The 10,917-nt window shown below is 70.0% G+C and carries 12 protein-coding genes; 5 read left to right on the top strand and 7 right to left on the bottom strand.

Translation table 11 applies throughout. From position 1 onward, the window contains the following. The 5 genes from ACWDX9_RS53105 to ACWDX9_RS53085 form a co-directional block, all read left to right on the top strand. Window positions 1-872, top strand: an 872-nt coding sequence (locus tag ACWDX9_RS53105) for an amino acid ABC transporter ATP-binding/permease protein (RefSeq protein ID WP_449969673.1), incomplete at its 5' end; no start/stop codon positions are given. Window positions 873-954: 82 nt separating this feature from the next. After that, the gene (locus tag ACWDX9_RS53100) at window positions 955-1,581 is read left to right on the top strand and encodes a hypothetical protein (RefSeq protein ID WP_449969670.1); all 627 of its coding nucleotides are present in this window, start codon (window positions 955-957) and stop codon (window positions 1,579-1,581) included. Further along, window positions 1,557-1,901: a transcriptional regulator gene (locus tag ACWDX9_RS53095; protein WP_449969668.1), complete on the top strand. Its 345-nt coding sequence runs from the start codon at window positions 1,557-1,559 to the stop codon at window positions 1,899-1,901. The genes ACWDX9_RS53100 and ACWDX9_RS53095 overlap by 25 nt, the downstream gene beginning before the upstream one ends. Further along, a complete protein-coding gene (locus ACWDX9_RS53090) occupies window positions 1,898-2,779 on the top strand; it encodes an ABC transporter ATP-binding protein (protein ID WP_449969666.1) in 882 nt (293 codons plus the stop codon). Before ACWDX9_RS53095 ends, ACWDX9_RS53090 begins: the two co-directional genes overlap by 4 nt. Beyond that, the gene (locus ACWDX9_RS53085) at window positions 2,772-3,512 is read left to right on the top strand and encodes an ABC transporter permease (protein ID WP_449969663.1); all 741 of its coding nucleotides are present in this window, start codon (window positions 2,772-2,774) and stop codon (window positions 3,510-3,512) included. The genes ACWDX9_RS53090 and ACWDX9_RS53085 overlap by 8 nt, the downstream gene beginning before the upstream one ends. A 68-nt stretch (window positions 3,513-3,580) precedes the next feature. On the opposite strand, the gene ACWDX9_RS53080 is transcribed toward ACWDX9_RS53085, so the two are convergent. The 7 genes from ACWDX9_RS53080 to ACWDX9_RS53050 form a co-directional block, all read right to left on the bottom strand. Then, window positions 3,581-4,816, bottom strand: coding sequence for a S1C family serine protease (locus tag ACWDX9_RS53080; protein WP_449969660.1), 1,236 nt, complete (start codon window positions 4,814-4,816; stop codon window positions 3,581-3,583). 154 nt (window positions 4,817-4,970) lie between these two features. Next, window positions 4,971-6,506 (bottom strand): AMP-binding protein, encoded by a 1,536-nt coding sequence (locus tag ACWDX9_RS53075; protein ID WP_449969658.1) that lies wholly within the window; start codon window positions 6,504-6,506, stop codon window positions 4,971-4,973. 101 nt (window positions 6,507-6,607) lie between these two features. Beyond that, window positions 6,608-7,429, bottom strand: coding sequence for a MetQ/NlpA family ABC transporter substrate-binding protein (locus tag ACWDX9_RS53070; protein ID WP_449969655.1), 822 nt, complete (start codon window positions 7,427-7,429; stop codon window positions 6,608-6,610). A gap of 9 nt (window positions 7,430-7,438) precedes the next feature. Further along, entirely contained in the window at window positions 7,439-8,095 is a 657-nt protein-coding gene (locus tag ACWDX9_RS53065; RefSeq protein ID WP_449969652.1) for a methionine ABC transporter permease, read from the bottom strand. Beyond that, complete coding sequence (locus ACWDX9_RS53060; RefSeq protein ID WP_449969650.1) at window positions 8,092-9,045, bottom strand: methionine ABC transporter ATP-binding protein; 954 nt, start codon at window positions 9,043-9,045, stop codon at window positions 8,092-8,094. The genes ACWDX9_RS53065 and ACWDX9_RS53060 overlap by 4 nt, the downstream gene beginning before the upstream one ends. Window positions 9,046-9,326: 281 nt before the next feature. Then, on the bottom strand, window positions 9,327-10,613 hold the full coding sequence (locus ACWDX9_RS53055) for an alpha-amylase family glycosyl hydrolase (protein ID WP_449969647.1): 1,287 nt from the start codon (window positions 10,611-10,613) through the stop codon (window positions 9,327-9,329). Then, a partial coding sequence (locus ACWDX9_RS53050; protein ID WP_449969645.1) for an FUSC family protein occupies window positions 10,597-10,917 on the bottom strand: 321 nt, incomplete at its 5' end. The genes ACWDX9_RS53050 and ACWDX9_RS53055, both read right to left, overlap by 17 nt.

Genomic DNA, 10,917 nt, shown 5'->3' with positions numbered 1-10,917 from the left:
TGGCGTTCGAGCCGGTGCTGCCGCTGGCGGCGGCGGGCGAGCGCCTGGCCGGGATCACGGCGGCGCTGCGCCGCCTGCGCGAGGTCCGCTCCGCCACCCCGGCCGTCGCGGAGCCCGCCCGGCCGGCGACCCGGCCCGAGGTCCCGCTGACCGTCGAGATCGACGACCTGGTGGTCCGCCACGGGTCCGCGCGGGCCGCTCTGGACGGCGTGTCGCTGACGCTCACACCCGGCAGGCGGGTGGCGATCGTGGGCCCCAGCGGGGCGGGCAAGAGCACGCTGCTGGCCGCCCTGATGCGCCTGGTCGAGCCGGAGTCGGGCAGCATCCGCGTCAACGGCGTGGACGTCCGCGACCTCGCCGGCGACGACGTGCGGACGCTCATGACCGGCCTCACCCAGGACCCGTACATCTTCCGCGCCAGCCTGAAGGACAACCTGCGCCTCGCGGGCCCGGAGGCCGGCGAGGAGGAGCTGGAGCGGGCCGTACGCGACGCCAGGCTCGACGGCTGGGTCGAGCGGACGGGGTGGGACGCCGAGCTGGGCGAGGACGGCAGGACCGTGTCCGGCGGCCAGCTGCAGCGCCTGGCCCTGGCCAGGGCCCTGCTGTACGACCCGCCGGTGCTGCTGCTCGACGAGCCCGCCGAGGCGCTCGACGAGGAGACGGCCGACCGGCTGATGGGCGACCTGCTCGACGTCACCCGCGACCGCACCACGCTCCTCGTGACGCACCGGCTCAAGGGGCTGGAGAGCGTGGACGAGGTCGTGGTGCTCGAAGAGGGCCGGGTCGTCCAGCGCGGACGGCATGACGAGCTCGTCTCGGTGCCCGGCTACTACCGCGATCTGTGGGAGTCCGAGGTCCTGACCAGGCGCTGAGTCCCCTGACGAAAACGGGATTGAGTTGGCGCGGCAATCTGGTTTAAAGTACAAACCAGTTTGAGGGACCGAGGAGTTTGCGATGACGAGCGACGACGACCAGGTGACCAGCCCTGAGGAGATGCTGCGCGTCATCGAGGAGCAGCGGGCCGCCACCACGAGGTGGCTGCACGGCGATCCGCTCCTGCTCTACGCCCCCTGGGGCATCGCCTGGCTGCTCGGCTTCACCGCGTTCTTCCTGCACTACGGCCTCGACGGCCATCCCTACGCGCCGATCACCCAGATGCAGGCGCTGGGGGTGCTGATGGGCGCGCAGATCGTGGCCGGGGCGGTGGCCGCGTTCGGGATCGTGCGGATGAACAAGGGCATCCGCGGCGACCATACGGCCAGGGGCACGATGTACGGCTACGCGTGGTTCGCCGGGATGATGCTCGTGGTCGTCATCGCCTCCAGGGTGAGCGACCTGCTGCCACCCGCCGAGAGCGGCCTCGTCTGGGGAGGCGCGTCGCTCATGGTCGTCGCGGTCATGCACATGGCCGGGGGCGCGATCTGGCTCAACTGGCCGATGTTCTTCATCGGGGCGTGGGTGGCGGGCGTCGACGCCGTGGGCGTGCTCCTCGGCGCCGGCTGGCACGCGCTGCTGACGGCGGTGCTGCTGGGAGGCGGCTTCATCGTCGCGGGCCTGTGGCTCAGGCGCTGCTCGCGGTGAGCGCGGACAAGGTGCCGCCGGAGCTCGACCCGGTGATCCACGCGCAGGCCAGGCTCCGGGTCGTCGCCGCGCTCAACGTGCTCGGCGAGGGGAACGAGATGGCCTTCCCCTCGCTGAAGGACCTGCTCGGCATGACGGCGGGAAACCTGTCGGTGCACCTCACCAAGCTGGAGGACGCCGGATACGTCCAGATCGTCAAGACGCACAAGGGGCGCACCCCCGTCACGTTCGTGGCACTCACCAAGCGCGGACGGCTTGCCTTCGAGGACTACAACAAGGCGATCCGCGCCTTGCTCGACAATGCTGGAGGAATCTCATGACCATGCTCGCCAGGGCGATCGAGGTCACCCGTCGCTACGGCGACGTGCTCGCGCTCGACCGCGTCTCGCTCGACATCCGGGCGGGCGAGCTCGTCGGGCTGCTCGGCCCGAACGGCGCGGGCAAGTCCACCCTGATCAACCTGTTCGTGGGGCTGCGCCGCCCCACGTCCGGCACGGTCGAGCTGCTCGGCGGCTCCCCGCAGGACCCGGCCATGCGGCGCGGGATCGGCGTGACCCCGCAGGAGACCGGACTGCCCGAGTCGTTACGCGTCGGCGAGATCGTCGACTTCGTCTCCTCACATTTCCCGAAAAAAGCGGATAAAGGGGAGCTGCTGGCCCGCTTCGGCCTCGACGACCTGGCCAAACGGCAGGTCGGCGGTCTGTCGGGCGGCCAGAAGCGTCGCCTGGCCGTGGCGCTGGCCTTCGCGGGCGACCCGCAGCTGGTCTTCCTGGACGAACCCACGACCGGCCTGGACGTCGAGGCCAGGCGCTCGCTGTGGGAGGGCGTCAGATCCTTCCACGAGGGCGGCGGCACGGTCCTGCTGACCAGCCACTACCTGGAGGAGATCGAGGCCCTGGCCGAGCGGGTCGTGGTGGTGGGCCACGGCCGCGTGCTGGCCGACGACACGGTGCGGGCCGTGCGCGACATGGTGGGCGTGCGGCGCGTCTCGCTCGTCGCCGAGAACCTGCCCGAGCTGCCCGGCGTGATCGGCACCGAACACAAGGACGGCCGCACCCACCTGGTGACCACCGACCCCGACCGGCTGGTCGTCGAGCTGGTGCGCAGCGGCACCCCGTTCTCCGGCCTCGAGATCAGGCCGACCACCCTGGAGGAGGCCTTCCTCACCATCACCTCGAAGGAGAGCGCCCATGCCTAGCCTCGTCCTCGCGCACACCCGCTACCTCATGCTGGAGCAGCTGCGGGTGCCCATCAGCCTCCTGGCCAGCGCGTTCTTCCCGGCCGTGTCGATGCTGGCCTTCGTGGTGCCGTTCGCGGGGCAGGATCCGAAGGGGGCCACGATGGCGACGGCGTCGCTGATGTTCTTCGGGGCCATGTCGGGGGCGTTGATCGGGCTCAGCATCACCGTCGCCCAGGACCGCGAGCAGCCCTGGAACCCTTACCTGCGCACGCTCCCGGCGGGCCCGTTCCCCCGCTTCGCCGCGCGGATCCTGACGACGGTGGCCGTCATGCTGATCTCGGTGATCCCCGTGCTGCTGGTGGCGGCGTTCCTCACGAAGGCCACCATCACGCCGGTGAAGCTGCTGCTGGGGCTGGCCGTGCTGGTCGTCAGCGGGATCCCGTTCATGCTGCTGGCCCTGTTCATCGGCTTCCGGCTGAGCTCGAAGGCGGCGATCGCCGTGTCGCAGATCCTGTTCTTCCCGCTGGCGGTGCTGGGCGGGCTGCTGCTGCCGCCCCAGGTCCTGCCCGGCTTCATCGAGGCCGTCTCCCCGTACGTGCCGACCCGGGGTGCGGCGGAGCTGCTCTGGGCGGTGACCGCGGACCGCGCCCCGAACGTGGTCGCCGTCGTCATGCTGGCCGTCTGGACGGTCGTCCTCGCCCTCGCCGCGGGCTGGGCCTACCGCCGCGACGAGGGCAGACGCTTCTCCTGAAATGGGGGGGTGTGCCGCCGAGTCCGCAGCGATCTCAACGGCACACCCGTTCCGGGAGGGGGTCCTTGTTACTTCTTCTCTTCGAGGGTCACGGTGACGTCGGCCGTCTTGCCGTCCCTCATGTATGTGATCTTGACCTGTTGGCCGGGTTTAAAACCTCTGACCTGCCCAACTACAGTATCTCCCCCGTCAACCGCCTTGTCACCGATCTTGGTGATCAGGTCGCCCTGCCGCAGTCCCGCCTTGGCCGCCGGGCTCCCGTCGGTGACCTGCCTGACGAGGGCTCCCGGCACGTCGCCGGTCGCGTCGGTGACGCTCACGCCGAGGAACGCGTGGCTGACCTTGCCGCTGCCGATGAGCTGCTCGGAGACCTGCTTGGCGGTGTTGACCGGGATGGCGAAACCGACACCGCCGCCCGCGGCGTCCGAGGCGATCGCGGTGTTGATGCCGATCAGCTCGCCCGCGGCGTTCACCAGCGCGCCGCCGGAGTTGCCCGGGTTGATCGAGGCGTCGGTCTGGATGGCGCCGGCGATCGTGGTGGCCCCGCTCCCCTGGTCCTGCTGCTGGCCCCAGCCCCAGCCGGGCGGGATCTGCTGCCGCTGCTCGCCGCCGACGGTGAGCGTGCGGTCGAGCGCGCTGACGATGCCCGCGGTGACGGATCCGTCGAGGCCGAGCGGGCTTCCGATGGCCAGTACGGGGTCGCCGACCTTGACGATGTCGCTGTCGCCGAGCGTGGCCTTGCTCAGCCCCGACATGCCCTCCGCCCTGATGACGGCCAGGTCGGTGGCCGGGTCGGTGCCGACGACGCTGGCCTTGGCGGTCTTGCCGTCGTTGAACTTGACGGTCATCTGCCCGCCGCCCTCGCCGGCGCCCACGACCACGTGGTTGTTGGTGAGGATGAGCCCGTCCTCCGACAGCACGACGCCGGAGCCCTCACCGGTCTGACCCTGGATCATCACGACGGTCGGCTGCACCTTGGCGGCCACCTGCGCGATGGTGAGCTGGTTGGAGGCCGACTTGAAGACGGGACTCGGCGTGGCGCTGCTGGCCAGCTGCGTCGGCTGGAACGCGTTGGCGACGACGGCCCCCACGACGCCGCCGCCGATGGCCGTGGCCGCGAGAGCCAGCCCGGCGACGGTCTTGCGACCCGCGGCGAAGCCGAGCTTCTTCGGTGGGGAGGAAGGCGGGGCCGGCTGGTCCATGATCTGCGTGTCCCGCCGGGGAAAGCCCCCGGCGGCCGGCGGGTTGCTGCCGAACTGGCTCCACCCGCCGGTCCCCTGCTCGTGAGGCTCGTTCGCGTTCATCTGTCATCTCCCTCGAGTACCGATGACTCCAGGGTGCCAAGCGACGCGTAAGCGCACGTTAAGCCGCTGATCAGAGCTTTATGAGAACTCTGAACGGGGGCCTTATCCGCCAAGGTGGAACCACCGGCGACGGTCCGGAGAAAATGCGGAAAATTTACCCGGAAGCCGGCCAGTACTCGTCCCTGAGCAGGCGCTTGTAGAGCTTGCCCGTCGGGTGGCGGGGCAGCTGCTCGCGGAAGTCCACCGACTTCGGGCACTTGTAGTGGGCCAGGCGCTCGCGGCAGTACGCGATCAGCTCCGCCTCCAGCCCCGGGCCGGCCTCGGCCATGGAGACCGGCTCCACCACGGCCTTGACCTGCTCGCCCATCTCCTCGTCCGGCACCCCGAACACCGCCACGTCGGCCACCTTCGGATGCACCGACAGGACGTTCTCGGCCTCCTGCGGGTAGATGTTCACGCCACCGGAGATGATCATGTACGAGCGGCGGTCGGTGAGGTAGAGGAAGCCGTCGTCGTCCAGGCGGCCGATGTCGCCGAGCGTGGTCCAGCCCCTGCCCTGGGGGTCTTCCGCGGAGCGGGTCTTGCCCGGGTCGTCGTGGTACTCGAACCGGCCGCCCTTCTCGAAGTAGATCGTGCCGTGCTCGCCCGGGGGCAGGTCGTTGCCGTCCTCGTCGCAGATGTGCACGATGCCGAGCAGGGAGCGGCCGACCGTGCCCTTGTGCTGGAGCCAGTCCTGGGAGTTGACGTAGAGGAAGCCGTTGCCCTCGGTTCCCGCGTAGTACTCGTGGATGATCGGGCCCCACCAGTCGATCATCTGCTCCTTGACGGGGACGGGGCAGGGGGCGGCGGCGTGGATCGCGTACGCGAGCGAGGAAATATCGTACTTTGTCCGGATTTCCTCGGGCAGTTTGAGCATCTTGATGAACATCGTGGGCACGAGCTGCGCGTGCGTCACCCCGTACCGCTCGACCAGCGCCAGGAACTGCTCGGGGTCGAAGCGCTCCATCACCACCACCGTCGCCCCGAGCCGCTGGAACGTCAGGCTGTAGCGCAGCGGGGCGGCGTGGTAGAGCGGGGCCGGCGAGAGGTAGACGCTGTCCGCCGACGGCGCGAACAGCGCCTGGACGAGCTGGAGCAGCATGCCGGGCTCGGTGAGCGGGCCGTGCGCCGACGGGATCTTGACGCCTTTCGGCCGTCCCGTGGTGCCCGAGGAGTAGAGCATGTCCACGCCCATGCACTCGTCGTCGATCGGGGTGGCCGGCTGCTTGGCGACCGCCTCCTCGTACGACGCGAAGCCCTCGGCCGTGCCGTCCAGCATGAGCCGCAGCTCGACCCCGGGCGTGGCGGCGGTGACCGAGGTGGCGACGGCGGCCAGGTCGGCGCTGGAGATGAACGCCCGGGCGCCGCAGTTGCCGATGATGTAGGCCAGCTCGTCGGTCTGCAGGCGGGAGCTGATCGGCGTGTAGTACAGCCCCGAGCGCTGCGCCGCCCAGGCGACGGCCAGGAAGAGGGGGTGGTTGGCGAGCATGAACGCGATGTGGTCACCGGGGCGCAGCCCGGCCGCGCGGAGCAGGTGGGCCAGCCGGTTCGACTCCTCGTCCAGCTCGCGGTAGGTGATGATCCGTCCGGAGCCCGCCATGATCACAGCGGGCTTGTCTGGGGTGACTGCTGCGATGGCTCCCGGATACATGACCGAACACTATTCGGTGCCGCGCGCCCACGCCAGGCTGCGCGCCGCCCATCCCCTTTGCGTGCGGGTGGGACGGGCGACGCGGCTTCGCGCGGGTGGGGTCACGCGGCGGGGATGACGGAGCCCTCGTACTTCTGCTTGATGAAGTCCTTGACCTTCTGGTCCTGCAGCAGCTTCCCGAGCGTGACGATGTTGGCGTCCTTCTCGTGGCCGGCCTTGACGACGAGGCCGTTCACGTACGGGTTGCCCTCGGTCTTCTCCAGCACCAGCGCCTGCGACGCCGGCTTGAGCCCCGCCTCGATGGCGTAGTTGCCGTTGATGACGGCGGCGTCCACGTCCTCGAGCGAGCGCGGGAGCTGAGCGGCCTCAAGCGGCTTGAACTGCAGCTTCTTCGGGTTGTCCACCACGTCGCGCTCGGTGGCGGCGGTGCCGACGCCGTCCTTGAGCCTGACCAGGCCGTTGTCGGCGAGCAGCTTGAGCGCGCGGCCCAGGTTGGTGGCGTCGTTCGGCACGGCCACGGTCGCGCCGGCGGCCAGCGCGGACACGGAGGTGATCTTCTTGGAGTAGAGGCCCAGCGGCTCCAGGTGCACCGGCGTGACGAAGGTCAGCTTGGTGCCCTTGGAGGCGTTGAAGTCGTCCAGGTACGGCTTGTGCTGGAAGAAGTTCGCGCTCAGCTGACCCTCGTCGAGCTGCACATTCGGCTGCACGTAGTCGGTGAACTCCACGACCTCGAGCTTGAGCCCGGCGGCCGGGGCCAGGTTCTGCTTGACGAAGTTGAGGATCTCCGCGTGCGGCACCGGGCTGGCGCCCACCTTCAGCACGGTGTCGGCCGACTCAGTGGCCGTCGTCGCGGACTGCGACGTTCCGCATGCGGCGAGCGACAAGGCCAGCGCAACAGCACCCGCTATATAACGAAATTTCATGATTTTTCCTTATTTGTGAGATAGGCGCCGAGCGACCCAGTCGCCCAGGCTTTGCAGAAGTTGCACGATGATGAGGAGCAGGACGACGGTCACGATCATCAGCAGCGTCTCGAACCGCTGGTAGCCGTACCGGACCGCCAGGTCGCCCAGCCCGCCGCCGCCGAGCGTGCCGGCCATGGCGCTGTAGCCGATGAGCGCGACGACGGTCACGGTCAGGCCCGCGACCAGCCCGGGCAGCGCCTCGGGCAGCAGGACCTTGCGCACGATGGTGGCCCGGCTCGCGCCCATGGCCTGCGCGGCCTGCACCACGTCCGGGCCGACCTCCCTGAGCGCCGTCTCGACGAGCCGGGCGAAGAACGGCACCGCGCCGACCGTGAGCGGCACCACGAACGCGGCCGTCCCGATGGTCGTGCCGACGACGAGCCGGGTGAACGGGATGATCGCGATCATCAGCACGATGAACGGCAGCGACCGCCCGACGTTGACCACGAACCCGAGTGACGACTTGAGCGCCGGAGCCGGCCGCAGCCCGTTCCGGTCGAACACCACCAGCGCCACGCCGAGCGGCAACCCGAGCAGCGCCGTGAACAGCGTCGACCAGCCGACCATCTGCGCCGTCTCCAGCGTCGCCGGACCGAGCAGCGGCAGGATCTCGTCCCAGTTCATGCGCTTTCCTCCACGATCAGGCCCGCGTCACGCAGGTACGCCAGCGCGGCGGCGGTTTCGGCGCCGTCGAGCGCGACCCGCAGCCGGCCCACCGAGCCGCCGGCGAGGTCCTCGATCGAGCCGCCCAGGATGCTCAGGTCCACGGAGAACTTCCTGACCACCTCCGACACCACCGGCTGCCGCGGGTCGCCGGTGAACGTCAGCGTCACCGAGCCGGCCGGCGCGGGCTCGGGCAGCGGGAAGATCTCCTTGGTCAAGCGGGATCCGGGGGTGCGGATGAGGTCCGCGATGGCGCCCGACTCCTCGATGCGCCCGTTCGCCATGATGGCGACCGAGTCGCAGACGCTCTTGACGACGTTCATCTCGTGGGTGATGAGCAGGATCGTCAGGCCCAGCTCGGCGTTGAGCCGCTTGAGCAGCGCGAGGATCGACTGGGTGGTGGCCGGGTCGAGCGCCGAGGTGGCCTCGTCCGACAGCAGCACGGACGGGTTGCCCGCGAGCGCCCTGGCGATGCCGACCCGCTGCTTCTGGCCGCCGGAGAGCTGGTTCGGGCGGTCCTTGCCGCGGCCCGCGAGCCCGACGAGCTCCAGCAGCTCGGCCACGCGGCGGTCGCGCTCGGCCCTGGGCACGCCCATGATCTCCAGGGGGAAGGCGACGTTGCCCGCGACCGTGCGCGAGTTCAGCAGCGCGAAGTGCTGGTGGATCATGCCGATGCGCTGGCGGGCGCGGTTGAGCTCGGCGCTGCGCAGCGCGGTCAGGTCCTGCCCAGCGACGGTGACGGTGCCCGCGGTGGGGCGTTCGAGCAGGTTGACGCAGCGCAGGAGCGTGCTCTTGCCGGCGCCGCTCTGGCCGAGCACGCCGTAGATCTCGCCTTCGCGCACGTGCAGGTCGACGCCGTCCAGCGCCACGGTGTCCCCGTACTGCTTGCGCAGGCCTGAAGCCTGGATCACGGAATATCCCCACGACTGAGAGCGGCCCGTCGGCGGGCCGCGGAAACGTACATCACATGAAGGAAGAAAAGGGGGCCGATGTCAGGGGGCAGGTGTCAGCGGGTGCCGGGGGGGAAGGGCAGGTGGCTCAGCCTGCGCAGCACGAAACAAGGTGCGATCATGGTGACCTTCGAGGAGGAGCGGGCGGATCTCTGCTTCAGCTCGGCATTCGCCCCATACGACAACACGAGCCGTCCCGGTGGGCGCTCGTGTCGTACGCGTAGGCCTCGTTCACGCCGGATTCAACGGATCCCTTGACTCCCCTTATTCCCTACTTCTTTGGTGATCTGAGTCACGATGCGCCAGCCGTGGCCTGGGACCACGGCCAGGTCCCCCCGATCGTCCTGGAAGGCGGCCCGCACGTCGCCGATGAGGAAGCGGTGCGGCTGGTCGCCGAGGTTCAGCAGCGTGACGACCTCCTCGCCGGGTCCCCCGCGGCTGCGGAGCGCGACGGTGGTGTTGGTGAGCTGTTCGGCGGTGGTCCGGGCTCGGTGCAGCCACGGGTGGCGCCTGCGGAAGCCGATGAGCCGCTGGTGAAGCCGGTAGACCTCGGTCCCGTACGGCGGCAGGCCGTCCGGCTCGGCGGGGAACGCCGGTCTGATCGCGTCGTCGCCGCCGGCCCGTTCCTCCTTCAGTCCCTGGAACGCCTGCTCGTCCCCGTAGTAGACGCTGGGCAGGCCCGCGACGGTGAACAGCACGGCCAGCGCGTGGCCCAGGTGGCGGGGGTCGTCGAGCCGGGTGGCGAGCCTGGTGACGTCGTGGTTCCCGACGAACGTGAGCGGCACGAACGTGTCGAGCAGCTTGTCGTGGCGGTCGAGGGCCCAGGCGAGCTCGAAGAGGTTGCGGTCGTTGAGCGAGCTCCAGATGGCCTTCCACAGCTCGTACTGGGTGACCGAGTCGAGCCCCGACTCGCTGACGTAACCGGCGTAATCGCCGTGGATCACCTCGCCGCCGAACCACGCCTCGGGGTGCCGTTCGCGTACCTCCGGCAGGACCTTCCGCCAGAACCACGCCGGCACGGCGTACGCGGCGTCGAGCCGCCACCCCGAGGCGCCGCGGCGGAGCCAGTGGTCGAGCACGCCGGCCACGTATTGCTGCACGGCGGGTTGGGCGTGGTCGAGCGTGACGAGCCCGTGGTGGCCCTCGAAGACCTCGTAGCCGCCGGGGGCGCGCTTGAACCATCGTTCGCCGGCCGCGAAGGAGCGGCCCACGTGGTTGAACACGCCGTCGAGGACGATCCGCAGCCCGCGGTCGCGCGCCTTGGCGACGAGGGAGTCGAAGTCGCGATCGTCGCCGAGGCGCGGGTCGATCCTGAGGTGGTCGACGGTGTCGTACCCGTGGGACTCGGCGGCGAAGATCGGGCCGAGCTGCAGGCCCGAACAGCCCAGCTCGACCGCGTAGTCCAGCCACGACTCGAGCTGCCGCAGCCGGTGCCGCGTGCCCTCGGCAGGCTCTGCCGTGGCGGGGGCTCCGGTGAAGCCGAGCGGGTAGACGTGCCACCAGATCGCATGTTCAGTCCACGACGGCACGAACGCTCCTTTCCCGGCGTACCACCCAGGGCAGATACCCGAGCCCCAGGGCCAGCACGCAGCCGATGACCGTGTCCGCCAGCCGGTACCCGATCGTGGCGGGTGGCACACGTGCGCCGCCCTCCATGAGCAGCAGGACGAGCGGGGTCATGACGGTCGCGTACAGGGTGTAGTTGCGCTCCTTGAGCATCGGCCTGACCGCGGCCAGCGCGGCGACGAGCAGCACGAACAGCCACGACGGCGGCACCCACAGCAGCGCGGCGGATCCGGCGACCGCTCCGGCGGCGGTGCCGGCGGCCCGCTC

This window comes from Nonomuraea sp. NPDC003201 (genome assembly GCF_053590415.1).
The sequence above is the reverse complement of the archived record's forward strand: the minus strand, read 5'-3'. Positions and strand labels throughout refer to the sequence as shown.